The organism is Lachnospiraceae bacterium, from assembly GCA_022794035.1.
In the GTDB taxonomy this organism is placed as follows: domain Bacteria; phylum Bacillota; class Clostridia; order Lachnospirales; family Bianqueaceae; genus CALWPV01.
In genome coordinates this window covers 1-23,588 of record JAAWDX010000009.1, presented here as the reverse complement: position 1 = coordinate 23,588, position 23,588 = coordinate 1, and the positions used below count along the sequence as shown (strand labels likewise).

Genomic DNA, 23,588 nt, shown 5'->3' with positions numbered 1-23,588 from the left:
TAGCGTATAAATTTCTATCCCTTACAGGGTCTTTTAAAAAAATGACGGAATTTTTTCCGTCATTTTTTATTTAAGAATGTTCGCTAGCTGATAATCTGCGCTATTTTATTCAAGTTCAGCTATGCGCGGCTGAAAAAATTCAGCTATATCATCTATTTCCGCCATGGGCGGTGGAAAATGGCAAAAGACGAAAGAAACTGCACCCTCTGCCCTTAAGCTTCCTTCTCTGCCGCTGCGGCCATGAGCTCGGCTTCCTTTTGCTTCCATGGCTCCCTCCATTTGCCCTTGAAATAGTAAATAATATAGCATAGCGAGGAAAGCGTCCAAGTCATTGGATAGCAGACTAGAACCAGATAGTAGTTTTTCCAGATCGAAAGAATGATTGTCAGCCACAGGATTCGCACGATACACATATTAAAAATGGAAATTGTCATGGGCACAACTGCATTTCCGGCTCCGCGGATGACGCCGGCTAAAATATCATTAAACACGAAGGTAAAATAGGTGCCGCCCAGTACGAGCACGGAACGGATTCCATAATACAGCACCTCTTCTTTATCCGTAAATAAGCCAACCAATGGTCTTGCCAGCAATGCAGCGCTCCATCCGAGCGCGATAGTAGAGATCAGTCCCAGCAGCATCGCGGTTTTTGTACCGCGGTGAACGCGGTCAAACTTGCCTGCCCCCAGGTTCTGCGCGGTAAAGGTGGTCATTGCCAAAGAAAAGGCATTCAGCGGCATATACACAAAGCCATCAATACGCTGCGCCGCAGCCTGTCCGGCCATCGCATCGGAACCGAAAATATTGATTTTAGACTGAATCACAATATTAGAAAGTGAAATCACCATGGACTGTACGCCAGCAGGGATTCCAATTTTAGCGATCTTAAGCAAAATTTCTTTATGAAAACGAATCTTGCGAAGCTCCAGCCGATAGGATTCCTGCGTTCTCATCAGATCCCGCACGACCAAAACAGAAGACAGCAGCTGAGAGGCAATGGTTGCCAGCGCCACTCCGGCTACGCCCAAATGGAAAACAATGACAAAAACCAGATTTAAAACTACGTTGGTAATGCCGGAAATCACCAGATAATATAAGGGTCTTTTCGAATCCCCTACTGCGCGCATGATACCGCTGCCGATGTTGTAGACCGTCAGCGTAATCACGCCGCCAAAATAGATTCTCAGATAGAGCACGGCCTGATCCATTACATCATCCGGCGTGTTCATCAGCTTCAAGAGCCCTGGTGCAATCAAAATTCCAACCACACCTAAAACAATGCCAAAAAATATCGCCAGCGCCATAGCGGTATGTACACTTTTTGAAACCTCCTCCGGCTCCTTAGCGCCATAATGCTGGGCAATAATCACGCCCGATCCTGTTCCGAAGCCCATAAAAAAGCCAATCACCAGAAAGCTTAAAGAACCCGTAGAGCCAACTGCGGCCAGCGCTGTACTGCCGACAAACTGCCCCACCACCAGAGAATCCATCGTATTATAAAACTGCTGAAACAGATTGCTGGCCATCAGCGGAAGCGAAAATAATATCAATCCCTTCCAAATAGAGCCCTCAATCAAATTAACCGTTCTTGCCTTACCCCTCATCGAATAAACTCCTCTCCTGAATACACTCTTTTTAAACTTATTTTAAAAACAATATCTAGTATATCATTGGAGTTCACTCTAAGTCAAGCGTTTTTCCGGAAACAAATTTAAGAATTTTTTTCGGCAGAAAACTTTTCTGTCTCCTCCTGAATCGGCGTTTGCAGCAGCCGCTCGCCTTCGTTTCCGTTCCACGCCTCCAGTGTCTGCGCCATAAGCCTTTCAGCCGCCTCCACCTCCTCCTGAAACTCGCGGGCCGAAATGCGAAAAGCGCCGTGCCCCAGCACAATCATCTGCTCCGCATGGTCAGAGGTAGCCACCCGCACTCTATGCTTCTTCCCCATCTCATAAGTCGCCCGCTCAATATAGGTATCCGCTGTTTCGGCTTGCTTAGTATAGACAACATAAATATTATGATAGGAAAGCGTCTCCGCGATATCCCGCGCTATGCGGTAGGCATCAAACACCAAAATGCACACGCATCTTTTAATGCTCTGATACGCGCATAGCCTGTCCATCAGCATTTGCCGCGCCAGATCCATATTCTCCTTGGCGGCCCTTTTCAAATCCTCCCATGCATAAATGATATTATAGCCGTCCACCAGCAGATATTCCTCCTCCGGCTCCTGCTCCTGCATCACAAGCCTGTCCGTCTGCGCGCTCGGCTGAAACAGCTCCCGGCTCCGCCGGATATCCTGCTGCTTAATCGGCCCATAGGTCCGTTCAAAAATGGCCATCAGCTCCGCATCCTCCGCTTGTGAGAGCCTGCGCTCGCGCACCGGCAAGTCTGCAGTCCGTTCCGGCGGCTTTTGCAGCTGCAGATGACTGCTTACATGCATATAGGCATCCGCCTCATTCCACTTGACCGTAAAGCCGGCGCCATGGGCGCAAAACACAGAATCTCCCGGATTGTCCAGGTCCTTCTCGGCATTATAGGCGATCTTCGCTATGACCTCGTCTGCATTATGACAGGGCGCATAGCCCTCCGGCAGGCAGATCAGACGACCCAGTCCCTTTGTGTAAGCAGCGACCTCCAGCGCATAGCCCTGCAGCTTGGCTACCGGCGCTGTGCCACTGATAAGCGCTGCATTCTGGTGCGTCTCCGGCTGCTCAAACTCTGCGCTCATACGCTGCAGGTCCGCTAGCGCGCGCCCTACCTGCTGACTGGGAATCTCCAGCTGAAACGCATACCACGGCTCAAGCAGCACACTTCTGGCCTTTAAAAGCCCCTGCCGCACAGCGCGGTAAGTAGCCTGCCGGAAATCTCCGCCCTCGGTATGCTTGACATGGGCTCTGCCGGTCAGAAGCGTAATCTTCATATCCGTAATCGGCGAACCGGTAAGCACGCCCGGATAGCTGCGCTCAGCCAAATGTGTCAGGATCAGCCTCTGCCAGTTCTTTTCAAGCACATCCTCGCTGCAGTCCGTTGCAAACACCAGTCCGCTGCCCCGCCTGCCGGGTTCCAGCAGCAAATGCACCTCCGCATAATGCCGCAATGGCTCAAAATGCCCCATGCCCTCAACCGGCTCTTCAATCGTTTCCCGGTACACAATATTGCCGGGCCCAAAGTGAATCGCAAGGCCAAAGCGGTCCTGTACCAATCTCTGCAGCACCTGCAGCTGGATCTCGCCCATCAGCTGCACATGCAGCTCCTTGAGCTGCGCATTCCAAATCACATGAAGCTGAGGATCCTCTTCTTCCAGCATCCGAAAATACTGCATCGCCGTATGCGGCTCACAGCCTTCGGGCAAAATAACCTGATAGGTAAGAAAGCTATCCAGCAAAGGGGCCTGCGAATCCTTCTCCGCTCCCAGCCCTTCCCCGGGATAGGTTTTGCTTAAGCCCGTCACCGCGCATACAGCTCCGGCAGCCGCTGCCTCTGCCGTTTCATATTTGCTGCCCGAATACAGCCGGATCTGATTGACCTTCTCCTCGCCGCCGGCTGATAAAATACTGTCCCTTACTTTTAATATGCCGCCTGTTACCTTCAGGTAGGTCAGCCTTGTGCCCTGAGGGTCATAGGCAATTTTATACACCTTAGCGCCAAAGGTCTCCGGATATTGTCTGCTTTTCGTATACAGCTGCAGCCCTTCTAAAAATTCTCCAACTGCCTGCAGCTTTAATGCGGAGCCATAATAACAGGGAAACAGCCTGCGCCTCTGAATGAGCTCCTGAACCTGCGACACTTCGAGCCTGCCGGTCTCTATATACTCACCGAGAGCTGTCTCATCGCACATGGCGACGCTCTCCCAAAAGGCCTCGCCCTGCGCCTGTGAAAAGCAAACGCAGCCCTCGCTTAGCTGCTCCTGCAGCTCCTTTTGCACCGCTTCCTGACTGCTGCCGGCAAGATCCATTTTGTTAACAAATAAAAAGGTAGGGATCTGATACCGCTCCAATAGCTTCCACAAGGTCCGCGTATGGCTCTGCACGCCGTCTAAGCTGCTGATGACCAATATGGCATAATCCATCACCTGCAGGGTGCGCTCCATCTCACTGGAAAAATCAACATGACCAGGCGTATCCAGCAGTGTGATTTCCGTTTGCCCCAGCGGCAGGATGGCCTGTTTGGAAAAAATCGTAATCCCGCGCTCCCGCTCCTGCGCGTCATGATCTAAAAAAGCGTCCTGATGATCGACACGGCCCAATCTTCTCAAACGCCCGCTTTCAAATAGCATTCCTTCTGATAAAGTTGTCTTGCCCGCATCCACATGCGCCAAGATTCCAACCACTAGCTTCTTCATTCATCCACCCATTTTCAAATCTAACTTGCTTTCCTACGTTTTATTATACTGTAGAGAATATCGAGAGTCAATCCGAATTAGCTGTGCAAATACTGCAACAAAAAACTTGCATTTTGACTGACACTGTGATAGAATAATTATAGTTAGACATATTTCGGATGCTTAGCTCAGCTGGTCAGAGCGCTGCGTTCACATCGCAGAGGTCACAGGTTCGAACCCTGTAGCATCCATTCCATCATCTCCGTGATTTTCTTCACGGAGATTTTTTAACGGAGGATCTCTTATGAAGTCTTTTCAGTTTATTACGAAGGAGCCTGTTTGCAAGGGCTGGTCCGGTGATCAGAAATATCGCGTTGCCACAGCAGACGGCGCCCAGTATCTTCTGCGCATAGCGCCAAAAGCTAAGGGCAGCCGCCTATCCGACATGTTCCGCGTGCAGCAGCAATTAGCGCCGCTGGGAATTCCCATGTGCCAGCCGGTGGCAATAGAGGAGCATCCTGACGGCACTTATCTTCTGCAAACCTGGATTGAAGGATGCGATGCTGAGGATGTGATTCCTTCTCTTTCCGATGCAGAGCAATATGCCTATGGCCTCACCGCCGGTCAGATTCTGCAAAAAATCCACTCGCTTCCGGCGCCTGCTTCTTTACCCGACTGGGCAACGCGGTTTAATGCTAAAATAGACCGCAAGATTAAGCTGTATCAGGCATGCCCCATTGAGTTTGAAGGAGCGCCCCAGCTCCTTTCCTACATTCAGGCTAACCGCCCGCTTCTGTCCGGTCGCCCGCAGTGCCTGCAGCACGGTGATTATCACATCGGCAATATGATGATCGAAAACCATCAGCTGATCATCATCGACTTTGACCGTTTTGATTTTGGCGATCCCTGGGAAGAGTTTAATCGCATTGTCTGGAGCGCGCAGGCTGCGCCCTCCTTTGCTTCCGGCATGGTAGACGGATATTTTGCTGGGCCGGTTCCTTTGCTCTTTTGGCAGCTGCTGGCTCTTTATATCAGCAGCAATACGCTCTCCTCTATCGCCTGGGCCGTTTCCTACGGCGATCAGGAAATTGCCACCATGCGCAAACAGGCGCATGATGTCTTAAGCTGGTATCACGATATGCAAACGCCCATCCCTTCTTGGTACCGCCCGCGTACCACCTGACTCAGCACATGCCCATGCAAAACAAAATCCGGTACTCGTCTTGCTGATGAGTACCGGATTTTCTATGCTCTCACATGCTTATTCAATTGGCTCAAAATCAGCTGCGCCATGCTTGCACAGCGGGCAGATAAAGTCCTCGGGCAGTACATCGCCCTCATAAATATATCCGCAGATTTTGCAGACAAAGCCTTTTTTTCCTTCTGTCTGTGGTTTTGGCTTCACATGATTCTGATAATAGGTGTAGGTCATCGTCTCGATATCCGAAATCACCCTTGCCTCTGTGATGGAACAGATGAACATGCCATGCGTCCCCAGATCCACATATTGCTCTACCTTCAGCGACATAAAGGAATTGATATAGCGCGGTAAAAACGCCAGTCCGTTATCGCTGCGCAGCACTTCCTCATAATTTGCAAACTTGTCTACCGTGCGCCCGCTTTGGAACCCAAAATTCTCAAATACCGAGAACGGCGCTTCTGTCGACAGGCAGTTGATGTTCATCATTCCCGTCTGTTTAATGACATGATGAGAATAATTTTCCTTATTGATGGCTACGGCAATCTGATTGGGCGTATTCGTCACCTGTGTAACCGTGTTCACAATCAAGCCGTTATCGCGCTTTCCATCATTGGATGTGACCACATATAATCCATATCCAATATTAAACAGCGCGGACATATCATTTTTATTGGCCGTTTCTGCATGCTGCGCAATATAATCGCGGCAAAGCTCTGCGGCCAGCTCTTCCAGCTGCTGAGTGCTTTCTTCATTTAAAGCAGATTTAATCTGTACCACCGTATCGGCGACCGTCAGCTTTTTGCTCTCTGAAAGCATTTGCTTCATCACCTTTGCCGCCAGCGGCGCCCAGCTGCCATTTTCTATGAAGGCAACCGTTCTGTTCTGATAATTGCGCTCTGTCAGGTGATCAATGAATTCGCGCATAAAAGGAAAGATTCCTGCATTATAGGTCGTGGTTGCCAGCACCAGCTTGCTGTAGCGGAAAGCGTCGGCCACTGCCTGCGCCATATCACAGCGCGCTAAATCATGCAGTACAACCTTGGGGCAGCCCTTTTCCTGCAGCTTCTGCGCCAGCAGCTCTACCGCCTTTCTTGTATTGCCATAGATGGACGTATAGGCAATGACAATGCCCTCTGTCTCCACGGCATAGGAGGACCAAGTGTTATACAGATTCAGATAATGGCCCAGATTTTCTTTGAGTACAGGGCCGTGCAGCGGACATATCATCTGAATATCCAGTCCAGCCGCTTTTTTAAGCAGATTCTGCACCTGCATGCCGTATTTGCCTACGATGCCGATATAATACCGGCGCGCCTCATCATCCCATTCTTCCGTCACATCCAGTGCTCCGAATTTGCCAAAGCCATCGGCGGAAAACAGTACCTTATCCGTCTGATCATAGGTCACGATCACCTCCGGCCAGTGCACCATCGGCGCCGCAACAAAGCTCAGTACATGACTGCCGAGCTCCAGCGTATCGCCCTCTTTGACCACAATGCGCCGGTCTGCGAAATCGGTGCCGAAAAACTGCTGCATCATAGCAAAGGCCTTCGCTGAGGAAACAATCTGCGTCTGCGGATATACCTTCATAAAATTCGCAATATTAGCCGAGTGATCCGGCTCCATATGCTGCACAATTAAGTAATCTGGCTGCCTTTTCTCCAGCAGATTCTGAATATTGTCCAGCCATTCATGGCCAAAATGAATATCAACCGTATCCATCACGGCAATCTTTTCATCCATGATCACATACGAATTATAGGACATGCCGTTTTTAACCGTGTACTGTCCCTCAAACAGATCCACAGCATGATCATTGACGCCTACATATTGAATGCTTTTTGTAATTTCCATAAGATCCTCCCTGTGCATATTCATAAGGCGGCATATTCTGCCGCCTTTATTTTACCACAAACTGGTTAGAATTTAAACTTATTGTTTCCAAAAAGCATTCGAATTATCACATTTTGTTGACCATTTCCGGCGTAACAATGCCTTCAATTTCCATCGCATCCGGCTTTAAGGAAAGACAGTGTGCCAGATTTTCCTCATCTGTGGCTGTCCAGAGTCCAATCGAACCATACGCACGGCAAAGTGCAATTGTCTCCTCATCAGCCGGGGGATATGTCAGCCATGATTTTTTCTGCGCCGGCAGCCAGATGGTAAGCAGCTGCTTTGCTTTTAGACTGCCTAGCTGCTTTAAGATGTCCTGATCCACCGGTCCGTCATAATGCAGCTCAGAGTCCGGGAACTGGGCCGCCGCTCTCTGGGCAAATTCAATGGATTTGGCAACGAAGCCTACATAGGCCTGTGCCTGCTCGTCCTTTACGATTTGAAAGGCTTGTTGCTGCTGCTCCTCAGAAAACCGCTCCAGCACATTATCCACCTTGATATGCGCCTGATGCTCACGGGCAAACCGCACGGCTTCTCTAAAAAGCGGAATCTTCGTACCGGCAAATTCTTGAGAAAACCAGATGCCAAAATCCAGCTCTAAAAGCTCTTCATAGGTCAGTTCCTCTGCACGAATCTCTTTTTCTAAAATGCTGCCATCCTTTTTTCTCCCTGTCCGGTTGATGGTAAAGTCGTGCAGCATCACACACTGATTATCCTTGGTGAACTTGGTATCCAGCTCAATAATCTGATAATTTTCCCGGATCGCTCCCTCATAAGCAATGATGGTATTTTCCGGATAGTGACGGCTTGCTCCTCTGTGTGCCTGTAAACGTATCATCCTGTTTTCATCCTCTCTTATCCTAATTTAATTTCATCTATAATGCCCAGATCCCAAGCCAGCCGCGAAGCAATATACTTATCGCGGATATCCTTGGTCGCCTGAAAAACCTGCGGCAAAAGCGCTTCTTCCTGTCCTACCTCTCCTGCCGACAAAGGCCCGTGAATTGTTTTCAGGACCTTCTCTATCTCCTGACTGGAGGGCACCTCTTCCTCTATGATCTGCAGAATCTCCGGCCATAGCCTGATGATTTTCTTAAGGCGCTGCGCATGCTTCTGCCGGTCATATTTGCCTTCCTTTACCTCGAGGGCTATCATGCTTTTAGCGCCTTTTCCTACTAAAGTGCCCAGTACTTCCTGCCATGCCGCTGTATCAAAGTGCTCCACATAGGCCAGCGCCCTTTGCTCATCCGGCTTAACCTGCTTAAGCTGCTCATAGATCCTTGCCGAGAGCAGCGTTCCTACTGCACACTGCAGGCCATGAAGCGCGACCGGTGTATGAAAGGCCAGCCCTCTCATATCCCAAATATGAGAAAAATAATGCTCTATGCCGGATGCCGGCCGTGATAATCCGGCATACATCATAGCCTCGCCTCCTTTGACTAAGCCTTCAAACACAGCTGCGATCGCTTCGTCCTCTCTTTTTAACAGGCCGCCCGCATTCTGTACACATTTGGCAAGAGCTTCTCGAATCATCTGTGCAATGGTCTCACAATAATATTCCCCCACCAGCAGATGCGCAATCCTCCACTCACAGATGCTGATATATTTGGCTAGCATATCGCCGAGACCCGCAATAAGCATCTGATCCGGAGCCGTTTTTAAAAAATCAATATCGCCGATAATCACATTCGCACATTTAGAAGGCAGCGAGACCTTAAGGCCATCCAATGACATCGACGATGTGGCCGAGGCATAGCCATCCATCGAGGGCGCGGTTCCGACGATCATGTAGGGAAGATCCGCCATGCTGCTGACAATCTTTCCAATATCATTGATTACCCCAGACCCAATGCCTATCACAAGATCGCAGCTTTGATCAAAATGCATCACGGCGCTGCCCACGGCCGCCTCATCAGGCTCCAAATGGCTCTCTTCAAATACATATTGTGAGTAAGCGATCTGCGCTTCGCTCAGCAAAGCGGCCACGCGCTCTCCTGCCGCCTTATAGGTATTCAGATCCGCAAGCAAAAATACCCGTTTAGCCTGATACCGCTTTACGATCTCCGGAAGCTGACCGATCACGCCCTTCCCTACCAGCACCTGATCCACTAAGGATACATGTGTTTTTCCACAGGTACAGACAAATGAACTTCCCATCGGATTCCTCCTTTTCTTTCATTGACTTGTCGATTTCCTCATGCTACAATTATAAAACCCGATCAACTATTGTCAATATCCCTGTAAAATATTGGATAATCAATCAGCAATTGATCGTATTTTAGATTTTATTTTGATTTTTTGAACAAGGAGGATCTGTCCATGCCTTTTTATGAAAGAGAACAGCAGCTACTCACGCTCATTATGCAAAACGGCCGTATCAGCGTCGATGAATTATCTCAACGGCTCTTTATCAGCAAGCCCACCGTCCGCCGCGACCTATTAAAGCTTGAAAAAAAGGGGCTCATACTCCGCACGCACGGCGGAGCTGAGCTCCTAAAAAAATCTGCTGATGAAACGATTCCCTTTTTTCTGAGAGAACAGGAACAAAATGAAGCCAAGCAGCAAATGGCCGCCAAAGCAGCCAAACTCATTTCAGATGGCGATACGCTCATGCTCGACGGCACCACCAGCGCCTACTGCCTCATTCCCTATCTGAGCGGCTTCCAGAATCTAATTGTCATTACCAGCGGTCTAAAAGCCGCCTATCTGCTCAGCAGCCTGAATATCAAGACCATCTGTACCGGCGGCGAGGTTTTAAGCCGTTCCTTTTCCCTCATTGGCCCTGAAGCACTGCGCACAATTCGGCATTATAACGCTGATCTCTGCTTTTTTTCCTGCCGCGGCTTATCCCATGATGGTCTTCTGACTGATAATTCTATCGAAGAAAATGAAATCCGCAAGGCTATGCTATCCCGCAGTCAAAAGAAAATTTTGCTTTGTGACCGCAGCAAAACCGGCCATACCTTTTTAAACACCCTGTGCACACTTGATGACATCGACACCGTCATTACCGAGGATTAATCCTCTATTTCCTCCCGAATCTCCGGCGTTGTCAGCACTCCTTCCTCACAGATCTGATAATCATAGCACCAAAGATCTCCTTCCGTGCGCCAGGCAATCGGCCCGATCCACCGTGCCTTCAGATCTGTCAAATGCACCGGTCCAAAGGCATTGCGCCTATGGCCATACAGCGTCAGCTCTATCCGGTGCTCTCCGGCTGGCGGCGCCCCCAAGTCGACTGTATACGGCGAATAAATCACGGATACTTCCTCACCGCCGTCCAGCGCTGCCTTTTGCAGCACGCCTCTATACTGCGAGGAACGCAGCGTCAGCCTTCCGCCATGCGTTGTAACCGGAATCCGGTAGGTCACATTGCCTCCATAAAACGGAAATCCCTGCCGCGTAATATCTCCAAAACACAGCTTTTCCGGCAGCGGCTGAATGCATGTATAGCGCCCGCTAGCCTGCACGCCAAAGTTTCCCAGCACATACATCCATTCCAAATTGGTCCGGCGGCCAAACGGCAACACCGCCTCCAGCACATTTTCTCCCTTAACGATCCCCGGCAGGCGCACCGTGCGAATGGCCTTATCCGCGTACCATCCCGTAATCTGCTTATCTACCGGCTCTCCATTGAGCGTCAGCTCTGCCTGCTCCGCATCCTCCAAAGCCAGACAGGCCTCCGTCACCTCCATCTGCGAATCAAACCGAAAACGCAGCCGCACACGGTGTACAGGCGGCTCCGGCGGCACGACCCAAGGCTGCGCGACCGCCTCCTTTCTGGTTGGCCACCCCAGCCGCTCACGGCACACGTTATCCAGACGCAAAATTTCCTCTCTGCTCTCCCATGCACCATCATCCAGCGCATATTCCGCCTGATCCAGCAGCAGCACATTCGGCTCATCCAGCGTATACGCTACCCGCACCGGCACAGCCACAGAAGCGCTGTGCTTTTTTTCTGCTTTCGGCGCTGCATAGCTCTCCTGCCCGCAGGGCTCCAAAAAAAGCAGCAGACTATCATATTCATACATCCGGCAGCTGATGATCGTCTCGTCGCCCCTTGCCTCAAAGTCAATTCTTTCCGTAGTCCCATCCAGCGTTTGATAGACAAGCGGTCTCCACTGCCCCCGCAGCCGAATCCGCAGATCCTGAACCTGCGGTGCATCCGGATTATACGGCTCCTTGCCATGCGCAATAAACAGCCAGCGGCCTGTCTGATCCTGCCGCAGTTGATGCAACAGATTCCTCGTAAGCTTTCCGGCTCCGTCCCGGATCTCCACCATCCGCACCGGCTCCAGCGCCTGCAGCAGCGCCCCTTCGCTCAGCGCTGCCTTCTCGCAGGTCTCTGCCAGCTCTGCGACTCTCCTGCTCGGTCTCGCATCCACCAGAGCCGGAATGCGGCCGGCAAAAATTAACTTTCCGCCCGCGGCGGCAAATGCTTCCAGTCGTTCTACGGTTGATGTGCGCAGGGTCTCGCAGCCGGGCACCACTATGACGTCATAGTTCATCTGCCCTACGGCAAGAGGCGCACCGCCGTGCGCGCACAGCTGCTGCAGCAGAGACTCGCTGATGAAGTCAAAATCGATGCCGCCAAAGAGCAGCCACTGCGTCATATTTTGAAAGCTTTGATCCAGTTCATCTCGCACCATGGCTGTCTGCTCTGAGGGGCCCCAGTGCAGCCAGTAGCTTTCGATGGGATGAATGACGCCTACGCGCACTATGGCCTTGCCGCGCGTCATGGCCGTATTGACGCGGGCAAAATGATCTTCCACCAGCGCATACTGCTGATGCCAGGGTGACTGATAGTTGATCGAGGCGGGATAATCGCGCTTGGCCTCGCCGGCCATGGATACCCACGAAAGATGCGGCACGCGAATCGTCACTCCCAGCGCTGCCTGCCAGTCGCCGTGCAGCTTATGTCCGCGAAAATCAAAATCCCAGTTGGTCACGCCATATAACTCGCTGGTCATCCCTTCATAGCCAAACTGATGCACTGCCGACTGTGTCTGCTTGGCCGTCGTGTACTCAAAGCGGGCGCAGAGCATGTCGATGCCCGGCAGATCAAAGCCGCGGTAGGACCGCATGGCCTCACCCAGCGCTGCTGTCTGACTTTCCAGCGTGGGCTCCTCCATCATGTGCCCTGTAAGCGCCAGCCCATGGGCGCGGCACCATGCGCCGCACTGATCGGCGAATGCCTGTGCAAACCGCTCACAGATATGATCATGATAGTGATAGCGCGTAACTGACGGCGCTTCTCCTGCCTTTTCCCAGATGAGCTCCGGGATCCCTGCGATCAGATCCTCATCATAGGCCGCAGCAAAGGTGCTTGGCAGATCCTCTGTCCACGGCAGAAATACGTCGCTTTGATCCGCTGCAAAATGCAGCGTCGATTTTCGAGAAAACTGCGGTTCATCGGTAAAGATAGCCGGCACGGTCTGATCAAATTCACTGCCAATCGTTTTTTCATAGCTTTGATAGGTGATTTCAATAAACCGCTGTATGGCTTTCTGATTTAAGGTATCTACATAGGTCTGATTGTTATACCAGCCGCTTTCCGAGTTTTGCTCTACATAGGCATACCACTTGTGATGCGCCGCTTTCTCATTCTCTTCGATCTGTCTGGCCCCGGCCAGATATCCATCTGCTGTGAGCTCTACATCAAAGCAGGCCAGCAGATATCCCTTTTCCGTACGGCCGGCCGCAGCCGACGAACTCTCCACCTGCCGTGCGCCGGATCCATCCTTTGAATACGGCCTGGGGGTAAACAGCAGATGCCTTGCGCGGTATTGCTGCTCCTTCGTCACCAGGCCTCCCGCAGCGCCCGAAGGCCAGCGGTCCTCATCATACAGCCAGGCCAGCATCCCCTCGCTTTTAGCCTTTTCTACGCAGGCCTTGATCAGCGCCATGTATTCCTCGCTCAAATAGGGAGTAGCCATACCCGTACGCACATGCATATGGGCGCCGCCAAACCCCATCCTTTTGAGCACCTCCAGCTGCCATTTCAGCTCCTCCTCATGCAGCTCGCAGTTCCACGCCCAAAAGGGCGTTCCTCGGTATTCAGCCGTCGGATTCTGAAACAACTCCCTCTCCAGCCTTGGCGCTACATTTTTCTTGTACAGCATCTGTTTGCCCTCCTCCTTAGCTTAAATCTGTGATATGTTTTTGCACGCCGCCGCTTACACGCTTTTGCCCCTTCTGATCCAAAACCGCCGCTCCGTACACCTCCGGCGACTTTAAAATCCCGGCTGGCTTAAACTGATATTCATAGCTCCACAGATCGCCTGCGCTGCGCCACGAATTGGGACTCTGATAAAAATACACGCCCTGCGTATGATGCAGCTGTGCAAACCCATTTTGACGCGTGCCATAAAGCCGCAGCTGCACCGTATGCACGCCTTTTGCCGCCCTGACTTTCAGCTGATACGGCGAGAAAACAATGCTGCCGGCCTCCTTTCCATCCACCAGTACCTTCACCAGTCCGCCCCGGTACTGCGGTACCCGAAGCGTAAAATCTCCCTCCGCTTCTACCTTAAATGTGTAGAGCAAATTGCCGGTATAAAACGGAAGCCCCTGCCCTACGATATCGCCGAAGCCCAGTCTTTTAACCGGCGGCGTAAGCATCTTTTTCACTCCATTTATCCGGACGCCAAAATCTCCCAGCAGATAAAAGGCCTCCAGATTTGTACGCCGCCCGATAGGCACCTCGATCTCTAAGCAATTCTCTCCTGCTGCAATCGTCGGCAGCGCAAACGTCTTGATACAATGATCCACATACCATCCATCCGGCTTCGTCTGCACACGCTCTCCGTTCAGCCATATAGCAGCCGCTTCCGGATCCTCCATGCCTAGCTTCGCGCCGTTTACGGCTCCCTCGCTTTCAATCCAGAACCGCAGCCGCAGCCGGTCCTTCGCCTCCTCCGGCTCAATCAGATACGGCTGCAGCACCTCCTTGCGCCGCAGCGGAATATGCAGCTTGGTCCGCGCTATCGTATCGATCCTCAGAATCTCCTCTTCCGAATAATACGCTCCGCCATTGATCGCATACTCCGCCATGTCCAGCAGCAGCATATTGGGCTCTTCCAAGGCCACTTCCACCGGCCTTAAAATCACATCCGCCTGCTCCTCCTCCGCCTGAGGCTCTCTCTCTGCGATCTCTCCCCGTCCCGGCGTGAGATGCAGCAGCAGACTATCATGCATATGCCACTGTCTTTCAAACACCGTTTTACCATCTTCATAGGCGGCCTGCATCGGCACAATCATTCCGCTCATCGTATCCAGCCACTCCAGCACATACTCCCCATCCAAACTAAATCTGAGCCGCGGCGCCGGATCCACATCCGGACTGACGGGATTCTTGCCATTACAGATGAACAGCCACTTTTGCTCATCCTCCTCTCGCAGCTGGTAAAGAAGGCTGCCGGCTCGTCCTCCTTCCGCCGTGCGGATATCTAGAAAGCGCTCGGGCTCCAGTGCCTCCAAAATGGCGGCCTCATCAAAGCTCACATGCTGAGCCGCCTGATACAGCTGAACCGCCGCTTCGGGCCTTCTTTCTGCATCCACATAATCCGGGCACGGCCCTAAGAAGATCACGCGGCCGCCTTCCCTTTGAAAGGCTTCCAGACGCGCCAGCGTGGTGCTGCGGATCGTGCGCAGCGGCGGAACGATGACCGTCTCATAGGCCATCTGCCCCACCTGCAGCGGATACCCACCCTGCTTGCATTGCTCCGGCAGACGCGCTTCGCATACATAATCAAAATCAATACTGCCAAATAAGAGGATCTCGGCCAGATGCCTGAATTCCTCTTCCATCTGGCGGCGCAGCCCTGCTGTCTGATCTGCGGGCCCCCAATACATCCAAAATGACTCAATCGGATGCACGACTGCGACCTTCACTTTAGTTTTGCCGCGGGTCATGGCCGTGTTTACACGGGCAAAATGATCCTCTATCAGCGAAAACTCCTGATACCACGGCGATTGATAGCTGATCGAGGCCGGATAGTCCCGCTTGGCTTCGCCCTTCATGGTCATCCACGCCAGATGAGGCACGCGCACTGTCACGCCAAGTGCCGCCTGCCAGTCTCCCTGCAGCTTATAGCCGCGAAAATCATAGTCCCAGCCCGTTACGCCATACAGCTCCGACAGCATGCCCTCCGCACCGCTCTGATGCACCATAGACTGCGTCTGCTTGGCCGTTGTATATTCATGAAAATCACACAGCATATCGATGCCCGGCAGGCCAAACTCCGGATAGCAGCGCATCGCATCTCCCACCGCCTGCGTCTGGCTTTCGAGCGTGGGCTCCCCCATCACATGTCCTGTCAGTAAAAGCTTGTTTTGCCGGCACCATGTCCCGATCGGCCTGCAATATGACTCAATAAAAAGATCCGTCAACAAATTCTGGAAACGCCAGCGCGCCCGGGACAGACGTCCGGCCGGAAGCTCCCACAAAAGCTCGGGAATTTTATCCAGCAAATCCTCATGATACCGCGCCTGATACAGCTGCGGCAGCTGCGTTGTCCAGGAAAGAAAAACATCCTTCTTTTCTTTGGCAAAACGCAGCGTATCCTTAGGCGCAAACTGGGGCTCATCCGTAAAAATCGCCGGAACTGTGCTGCCAAACTCCTCGCTCAGTCCTTGTTTATATCGTTCATGCGTCATTTCAATAAACATCTGGATCGCCTGCGGATTCAATGTATCCACATAGGCCTGATTATTAAACCAAGGATCTGCTGCTGCATGCTCCTCATAGGCATACCACTTTGTGCCTTCCGCCTGCGCCTCCTCTGCAATACGACGCGCAGAGCGCAAACACCCCTCATCGTCCAATATCACGTCATACACGGCAAGCAGGGTCCCATTATCCTGCCGCATGCTTTCTTGGCCGCGGCCCGGCTCCGGCTCTGTGCTTTGATGCGGCCTGCCCTCTTCATAGGGCTTTGTCGTGAGAAGCAGTGTCTTTCTGGCATTTTCTGGCTTACCAGCTGTGACCCGGCCGCCGGCTGTTCCGGAAGGCCAGCGATCCTCATCATACAGCCAAGCCAGCATCTTTTTCTTCTTTGCCGTTTGCACGCAAAATGCAGCAAAATCCATAAACTCTTTGCTCAGATAGGGCGTATCCATCCCTGTTCGGACATGCATATGAAAACCGCCAAATCCCATCTGCTCGAAAATATCAATCTGCTCTGCTAATGTTTCTTCCGAAAGCCTTCCGTTCCATGCCCAAAATGGAGTTCCCCGGTATTCGCTGGTAGGATTTTGAAATAGCTCCCTGCTCAGGGTTTTACTTTTATTTTTAGGATATAACATGCCCATTTCCTCTGCTTCCTTATGATAAGTTCCTCCATTATAGATGCTAAAAACGGAAAAAGCAACTGAAAATCAATTCATTTGCAAAAGAAAAAGGCCATCGCCCGATCTGATGATCCTGGCGATAGCCTTTGCTGAATACATTATGCCTTTTTCTTAGCAAGCCTCTTCATAACACAAAGTAAGATAAGCGAAAGACTCAGCATCAGCATCCATACTGCTGCATTCTCTGCGTCTCCCGTTGCCGGTCTTCCTGATGATGGATCAGACGGATCAGATGGATCATTGGGATTCTTCGGCTGTTCCATGGAAGAGTCGGGATCCGATTCCTCCCCATCCTTCCTCTCATTGTAGAATAGCGCTGTAATCGTTTCATCCTTTATGATCGTCCCCCGGTCATTTTCTGCCGTAAGCACATATCCTGCTACTTTCTCTTCGGTAATGATATACTGCGTATATGCCGGAAGTCCAATGATCTCAATGGTTTCATTATGATGAAGCGTCACCGTATCTCCGCTTCTCAGCTCACCTCTTTTATCTCCCTCATATCGGTAGCTCCCTGTCAGCTCATTGCCCTGCTCATCCTGCAGGGTAATAATGAAGGAAAAGTCTCTGTCTGGCTCTGCTCCTTCTCCTGAAACCAGCTTGCGGATTTTCAGATTTCCCATCTCTGCTTCCATATTGGTGTTGATAAACGCGGCAATAGAAGTCTGATCTTCCTCAATTGTCCCCTCAATCACACCCGTGCTTGCAGAGACATACCAATCCTTCACCTGCGTTTCACTCACAGCCCATTTTGTTCCTTCTGGTAATCCAAGAATCGTAATACTTTCATCATGATGCAGAAAAACTGCGCCGCCGTCCCGGATATAACCGGAGCGGTTAGTCCCATAGAAATAGTACTCGCCAGGAAGAGCGTTTCCTTCTGCATCTTTCAAAGATACCTCAAATTCAAAATTTCTGGTATAATCCGCTTCCTCTAGCTGACTTCCTTGTATCGTTTTGCTGATTAAAAGCTTTCCAGTTGGTTCACTGTTATCTTTCTGATCTGTAACAACCACGATGTTTAACAAGCTAAATAAGCTAGTAATATCCTGTCCGCTGATATCATCTTTTTGCGCATAATTAGGGCGATCCTTGGCATATGGACTGCGCACTGTCAGGGCAGCATAATTTTGTTCCACGCGTGCCCGTAAAAATCCTGAATCGGTAACAAAGAAGGGATACATGGTCTGCCCGCCGTCCTCATCATGCAGACCATAGCTAATCATCGCATTGGCTCCATAATGCAAATTCAGATACCGCTTTACCTCTGTTCCTTCCAGCTTCATATCCTCCCAGCCTTCCAGATCAAAGCTTCCACTAGCCTGCTGCTGCGCATAAGCAGTAATATCCCGCAACGTGATATTCACATTTTCATCCGCCGCATATTTAACCATGGTTTGAACCAATTTACCAACGCCAGCCATGACCGTAACGCCATTATCCGGCGTCCCGGCATCTGCATAAATCGAATACCGCCCTACGATAACCGGAATCTTCGTACTATTTAGATCATATCCCTCCGGCGCATTGGTCTCTTTTAAATAATACCGATCACATTCCTCCTGTACCCATGAGGTCCATGCATATCCGTCCGGTGCGGTATCTGCTAAATGCCCCTCTTCTGTCTTGACCGGTGGCCTAAAGACCAGAACGCCATCTAAGCCATCTACATTTGCTGTAATGCCTCTTGCCGCTACCGTATCCCGAATGGGATTTCCCTCTTCATCTGTACCGTCAATATCTCGATATAAGGTAAATTCTACACCGTTTACCCCTTTGCCATTTTGATCAACCTTCCAGACTCTCAGCTCTCTTTGCTCATTAGGAATATATAGTAAAGAACGGAAATTGCGGATAAACTGATCGGTATTCAAAAAGCTAAAGCCTCTGCTTTGATATGCTCCGTCCATTTCATATGCCCCGCCGTCGGCTGGTGTCATATAGATCTGTTCGCCAATCTCTTCAATTGCCGCCTCTGTCAGCTCCTTGCTTGTCTTTCCTTCTCCCTTATGCTCGTCCAGATATCTCTGTACTGCATTTTGTACATATTCTGCAAAAGCCTGATATCTCGCTTGAGAACTTTCTCCTGTAATCCCTAGCTTCTCAAAAACAGCCGGCTCAATGATCGCATATACCATCTTCATATCGCTATCCAAATCTTCTATAAGTTGGTATCGATCTGCTCGTCCCGGTAGGTCAGAAAGCGTTCCTTCCAGCCGCTTCGTATCGGTATTCCACTCCAAATACCATCCGGGAGTATCTGCATCTAAAGCCTGATACAGCGCCGAATGCAAAATTGCCTTGCGCCATGCAAACGCCGTTCGCGTTTCTGGAATTATGGTACTCAGTCCTTTGGTATTGCTGCCATACAACGCAACCCATTTTCCATCTCCGGTCTCCGCGCTCATGCCATCCTGGCGCAGCATGGGTACTGCAAGAATCAAGCCTTCCTTCTGTGCCTGCTCGCTGATCGCCGTACTGCTTGGCTCAATTTGGCCAGTGGCGGGACTGAAGCTACCATAGGTAACATGACTATTTCCTATGATATTGGAAATAAAACTGGCGTATGCGCCTGTCAAATATCGATTGGCTACAATCAACATCGTTGTTTCGTTATTATACTGTAGCACAACGTCATTTGGCAGAGCCCGATATCCTTCTGCCGGCTTGGTTTCTTTTAGAATATAGTATTCAATATTCTGATTGGTATAGCGGTCTGCAAAATTGAACGGCCGCATGACCGGTGTACCATCCTCTTGATACTCCTGTACCTCTTCAAAAACAGCAATTCCATCTTTCCCTGTTTTTAAAGAAGCCAATGCTTCTCCTACTGCTTCATACGTCTCTCCGGTTTTTTTAGCCTCGTATAAATCAAACTCAACATTCTCAATAGGATCCCCATTTTGATCTACTTTTTTGATCTGCTGATATAAACGTGGCTGCAGGTTAAAATACATTGCTAAACTAGAATCGTAATTGCCCCGCTCCAGATAATACATATTCAATTTATGGTCCGTGTTGCTGGCAAAGGTATTGTCTCTCCATGCCGAGGTATTGGTATCCACGCCGGCAGCTTCAAATAATGCCTTCAGCGTTGTCCGTGTCACCAAATGGTCCGGCGTATTATAAGAGCCATCTGCTTGCAGATCATATTCAGGAATCCCTTTAGAATCAAAGCTCTGACCAATAAAGACATCACCTGTCGCAAAGTCAATCAGTCCATAGATCTCACTATGCACTCCGCCAAGATCCAGCACTAGGACATCATCAATATAAACCCAAACATCATCATCTCCGGAAAACTCAAAGGTCATATGCTTGTTGCCGGCCGTTCCCATATTAATCAAACCATTTAAGGGCTGACGAAAATCTACATCCACTGTCATGCCGAAATGATGATTCATTTCATTGCCTGCCTGGTTGACTGAACTGGTCAATTTTCCCTGTGCATCCACTCCGTCAAAGACCTGCTGCGCAGTATTAAAAGGAAAGAAATTTCCGACACTTTTTTCTGCGTCTGTACGCACCGTTGCCGGCGCATCATATAAAATAAAGTTTCCATCACTGTGCTGCTCAACTTTTCCGCTTGGCTCTTCACTCACTACTGTTGTCTCATTTTTGCAAAATTCCGCGAAATTTTCACGCATATTATAATAATAATAACCTTCATCGTTGAGCTGAAATAGTCCCCGGACATTTTGATAGGATTTCTTATAGTCATGAGAAATACTAGGATCAAACAGATAATTCAATGACTCTATTCCGTTTTCAATTGTCTGACCCGTGGCATTTTCCCATTTCTGAATCAAAGTATTACTAAAATTCTGAACATCCTTACTGTCATACGTATAAACCCCAGGACTGTCCAAAGTATCTATATGGTCTCCCGTTAGCATACAATCGCTAACTAATTTCCAGTTTCTTACTGTTTCATCACCTGTCAGTCGCTGCCGTGCTGCCTCAATGTTCACGCTGGGATATCCGTTTATCAGTACCGGTTTAACAATTCCTTCCATACCGGCATACTGCTTGCCATAGTCTGAAGTCTCTCCTGCCCCTTTGTTCCAAAGGCCAGCATGAATCACACCATCTCCAAAAAGCAACAAGTGGTTTTCATTAATTCCCCGCCACCAGTCATTTTCACTGGAATAAGCAGAGCTGTTTCCCCATGCACTTGGCTTTTCACGCACATGTGAATGATCCTTTGTAAGCAAATCTCCCTTAGGCGTTGTACCTCCATTGGGAACCTCTCCGGTATCATTTACCCAGTAATCAAATAAATTCACAATCGCCCCCTGGGGATCTGAAACCTTATCTGTTACAATATGACTTTCCAGCGTTTCAGAAGGGACGGAACGCGCCATATCATTAAGCGGCTGCAGCTCCTGCTCCTCCTGTGATTTTTTGTTTGCTTCACAGACTTCACAAATATAATGACAGACAGTCCCTTCTTCTTCATTATATCCGCAAGTCTCATCATGCTCTGTATGATGCTCGCATAAACCGTTTGCCTCCTCAGAAACGTTGTTATCTAATGTACTTTCTTCTGCAAAAGTAACTTGCGGCATCATTAAAAATAACAGTGTACTGCAGAGCAGGAGGCTCAAAATTCTTTTTATTCTTTGCATTTTACCGTTTCCTTTCCGTATTGCTAGATTTGGCTCAACACAAAAAGGGCATTCTCTTCCATAAATAAGCAATAGAATACAAATCATATCTTTATAACATTATCTTTTGCTAAAATAAAAGAAAAAATGACCCTTAACGGTTAGAGGTGAGACTTCTTCTTCTCATTTTGCCAAAACTTTTAATTACGTTATTTTCTTTAGAATGGTAACATAAAACCATCTCTTTTTCAACATTAACATTAAAAATTATCTTTGGTAAAAGATACCTTTTATATCTTATTCTAGGAATGAAAACATTGTTTATTAAAAGAAATTACTTAAACCTTATTTTCATTGGCTTTTTCTATCATTTATTCAAATACTCTTTCCAGTGAGTCTATTGCATTTTGATAAGCATTTTCCATAGAATCTATATCGCCATATATGTATCGTGCTATTTCATTCTGAACCATTTGTTGTGGTATTGCCTGTGGTAATATTGCGATTCCAACCTTATCTATCATATTCTGCAAATAAAGGCTGGTTTGTTCCGACATTGGTTGTATAGTATATGACTCTCCTAACCAGTCTTGCCCTTCTGGAACATCATCCGGTGGAAATTGCCCTTGTGCTGGATAAAAATCAAATTGCGTATTAGTAACCTCACTAAAGGTCTCCATAATTTGCTCTTTATTAACAGACAAATCCATATACATAAAATGTGAAGAATCTGCTAAATGCTTTAAAAAATTATACCCTTCCTTAGCATGCTGTGAATGATTTAATACTGCTCCAAAAGTTGTGACTACTGCTGTATATTCGTTTTGACTTTCTTTCATCGGAATTCCAATACACAAAAATTCTTCATTTTTTTCTTTAAAGCGAGATTCATAATAATTCGCTTGTGCTGCAAAGGAATGTAGAGAAAAACCCTGCATTCCTCCATCTGAAATATAAATAGCATGATCATGTATATAATCAAAACCATCCAAAATTTCTTCTGTAACCAAACCAATCACCTTTTCATATTTTGAGTGTTTATAACTTAGTTCTTGATTATTTCTTGCTGCGCTTTCTTTCAACTCTTTTTGACTCATAGTAAAATCATTACACAAGTATGCTTCATAAATTTTAGCTAATTGAAAAAAATATTTCTTATCTAAAGTTACCCTTTGTGTTTCTAAATCTAAATAAGTAACCCCACTCGCTGCATCAAAAAGGCTATATGGATATGTATTCCACATATCCGTAAACTGTATCAAAGGCATCTCATCATTTTCCCGCTTTGGATTAGACCACTCTTCTATAAATACATTAACTATTTCATCATAGGAATAATCTTTCAAGATAGGAAAATTATGTTCTTTTAGAACTTCCTTGGATGACATCAAAATATTCATATTAAAAGTCAAAGGAAACAATACCTGTCTTCCATTAATATTTCCAGCTTCGATCACTTTTGAAACATAATTTCCTCCAGATATAATTTCATCCTCTTCAAAAAAAGGAGTCAAATCATAAAACCAATCATTTAACAAAAACGGAATTAAATTATACTTTTCACTTGTGTAACTTCCTACAATAACATCTGGTAACTTATTTTGCTTTGCATCCTCCTTTAACTGCTCTAAAATTTCATAAGTAGTTCCAAAATAAGAAACTCTCACTTCAAGAGAAGTATTCTTTTTAAATTCCTCAATCGCGGAATAATATAAATGTCCCTCATTTCCCCATATTTGTGATCGTTCTGTAAACTCTCCAAGTGTATAACAAGATGGATTTAATTTCTCACCCGTTTCTCCATTAATGACTACATCACTAAACATATAGATATTTATATAATCAGATGATTCCTCTACATTTACTATAGAAGTATCCGTTTGTTTTCTTGCCTTCATGCAGAAAGATATAATCATCAAAACACAAACTATACTAATCATAGTTCCCAAAGATATCAAAAATTTCTTTATCATTTAAAATCACCTTCCTTTTTTTATTATCGATATAAAAAGAAATATGTTTCTTCTAAAGAAAAACTATTAGCTACATCACTCTATCAAAAAAGGAGCAGACATATCTGCTCCTCATTCTCTCCATTCAAAAACCGGCAACCTCCTACTCTCCCAGGCGGTCCCCCACCAAGTACCATCGGCCGCCTATGCCTTAACCTTCGTGTTCGGCATGGTTACGGGTGTTTCCCATAGGCGTATCGTCA

At 48.5% G+C, this 23,588-nt stretch carries 11 protein-coding genes, 1 tRNA gene and 1 rRNA gene; 3 read left to right on the top strand and 10 right to left on the bottom strand.

Annotation, left to right across the window (positions count from 1 at the left end; all coding sequences use genetic code 11):
• Positions 1-212: 212 nt before the first annotated feature.
• Both HFE64_07900 and HFE64_07895 read right to left on the bottom strand, forming a co-directional pair.
• A complete protein-coding gene (locus HFE64_07900; GenBank protein ID MCI8633382.1) occupies positions 213-1,604 on the bottom strand; it encodes an MATE family efflux transporter in 1,392 nt (463 codons plus the stop codon).
• Between the two features lie 107 nt (positions 1,605-1,711).
• Positions 1,712-4,342 carry a GTP-binding protein gene (locus tag HFE64_07895; protein MCI8633381.1) on the bottom strand — a complete coding sequence of 877 codons (2,631 nt, stop codon included), beginning with the start codon at positions 4,340-4,342 and terminating at the stop codon, positions 1,712-1,714.
• 156 nt (positions 4,343-4,498) lie between these two features.
• Between HFE64_07895 and HFE64_07890 the strand changes: the two genes are divergently transcribed.
• Both HFE64_07890 and HFE64_07885 read left to right on the top strand, forming a co-directional pair.
• A tRNA-Val gene (locus HFE64_07890) sits at positions 4,499-4,572 on the top strand.
• 53 nt (positions 4,573-4,625) lie between these two features.
• Entirely contained in the window at positions 4,626-5,504 is an 879-nt protein-coding gene (locus tag HFE64_07885) for a phosphotransferase (protein ID MCI8633380.1), read from the top strand.
• Between the two features lie 78 nt (positions 5,505-5,582).
• Here the strand turns inward: HFE64_07885 and HFE64_07880 are convergent, their stop codons facing one another.
• The 3 genes from HFE64_07880 to HFE64_07870 form a co-directional block, all read right to left on the bottom strand.
• Positions 5,583-7,376 carry an MBL fold metallo-hydrolase gene (locus tag HFE64_07880; GenBank protein ID MCI8633379.1) on the bottom strand — a complete coding sequence of 598 codons (1,794 nt, stop codon included), beginning with the start codon at positions 7,374-7,376 and terminating at the stop codon, positions 5,583-5,585.
• Between the two features lie 106 nt (positions 7,377-7,482).
• On the bottom strand, positions 7,483-8,253 hold the full coding sequence (locus tag HFE64_07875) for a hypothetical protein (GenBank protein MCI8633378.1): 771 nt from the start codon (positions 8,251-8,253) through the stop codon (positions 7,483-7,485).
• A 17-nt stretch (positions 8,254-8,270) separates the two neighbouring features.
• Positions 8,271-9,572, bottom strand: coding sequence for a sn-glycerol-1-phosphate dehydrogenase (locus HFE64_07870; GenBank protein ID MCI8633377.1), 1,302 nt, complete (start codon positions 9,570-9,572; stop codon positions 8,271-8,273).
• A 162-nt stretch (positions 9,573-9,734) separates the two neighbouring features.
• On the opposite strand from HFE64_07870, the gene HFE64_07865 reads away from it, so the two are divergent.
• On the top strand, positions 9,735-10,436 hold the full coding sequence (locus tag HFE64_07865; GenBank protein MCI8633376.1) for a DeoR/GlpR transcriptional regulator: 702 nt from the start codon (positions 9,735-9,737) through the stop codon (positions 10,434-10,436).
• Here the strand turns inward: HFE64_07865 and HFE64_07860 are convergent.
• The 5 genes from HFE64_07860 to rrf all read right to left on the bottom strand — a co-directional run.
• A complete protein-coding gene (locus tag HFE64_07860) occupies positions 10,433-13,537 on the bottom strand; it encodes a hypothetical protein (protein MCI8633375.1) in 3,105 nt (1,034 codons plus the stop codon). The two genes, HFE64_07865 and HFE64_07860, sit on opposite strands and share 4 nt — an antisense overlap.
• 16 nt (positions 13,538-13,553) lie before the next feature.
• Positions 13,554-16,727, bottom strand: a complete 3,174-nt coding sequence (locus tag HFE64_07855; GenBank protein MCI8633374.1) for a hypothetical protein — start codon at positions 16,725-16,727, stop codon at positions 13,554-13,556.
• Positions 16,728-16,864: 137 nt separating this feature from the next.
• Positions 16,865-21,394 (bottom strand): fibro-slime domain-containing protein, encoded by a 4,530-nt coding sequence (locus tag HFE64_07850; protein MCI8633373.1) that lies wholly within the window; start codon positions 21,392-21,394, stop codon positions 16,865-16,867.
• Positions 21,395-21,744: 350 nt separating this feature from the next.
• Entirely contained in the window at positions 21,745-23,346 is a 1,602-nt protein-coding gene (locus tag HFE64_07845; GenBank protein MCI8633372.1) for a hypothetical protein, read from the bottom strand.
• A gap of 129 nt (positions 23,347-23,475) precedes the next feature.
• Positions 23,476-23,588, bottom strand: a 5S ribosomal RNA gene (rrf, locus tag HFE64_07840); the annotation flags it as partial.

Coding starts and splice junctions, on each gene's coding strand:
- HFE64_07900 (MCI8633382.1), bottom strand. CDS start 1,604: ATGAGGGGTAAGGCAAGAACGGTTAATTTGATTGAGGGCTCTATTTGG.
- HFE64_07895 (MCI8633381.1), bottom strand. CDS start 4,342: ATGAAGAAGCTAGTGGTTGGAATCTTGGCGCATGTGGATGCGGGCAAG.
- HFE64_07885 (MCI8633380.1), top strand. CDS start 4,626: ATGAAGTCTTTTCAGTTTATTACGAAGGAGCCTGTTTGCAAGGGCTGG.
- HFE64_07880 (MCI8633379.1), bottom strand. CDS start 7,376: ATGGAAATTACAAAAAGCATTCAATATGTAGGCGTCAATGATCATGCT.
- HFE64_07875 (MCI8633378.1), bottom strand. CDS start 8,253: ATGATACGTTTACAGGCACACAGAGGAGCAAGCCGTCACTATCCGGAA.
- HFE64_07870 (MCI8633377.1), bottom strand. CDS start 9,572: ATGGGAAGTTCATTTGTCTGTACCTGTGGAAAAACACATGTATCCTTA.
- HFE64_07865 (MCI8633376.1), top strand. CDS start 9,735: ATGCCTTTTTATGAAAGAGAACAGCAGCTACTCACGCTCATTATGCAA.
- HFE64_07860 (MCI8633375.1), bottom strand. CDS start 13,537: ATGCTGTACAAGAAAAATGTAGCGCCAAGGCTGGAGAGGGAGTTGTTT.
- HFE64_07855 (MCI8633374.1), bottom strand. CDS start 16,727: ATGGGCATGTTATATCCTAAAAATAAAAGTAAAACCCTGAGCAGGGAG.
- HFE64_07850 (MCI8633373.1), bottom strand. CDS start 21,394: ATGCAAAGAATAAAAAGAATTTTGAGCCTCCTGCTCTGCAGTACACTG.
- HFE64_07845 (MCI8633372.1), bottom strand. CDS start 23,346: ATGATAAAGAAATTTTTGATATCTTTGGGAACTATGATTAGTATAGTT.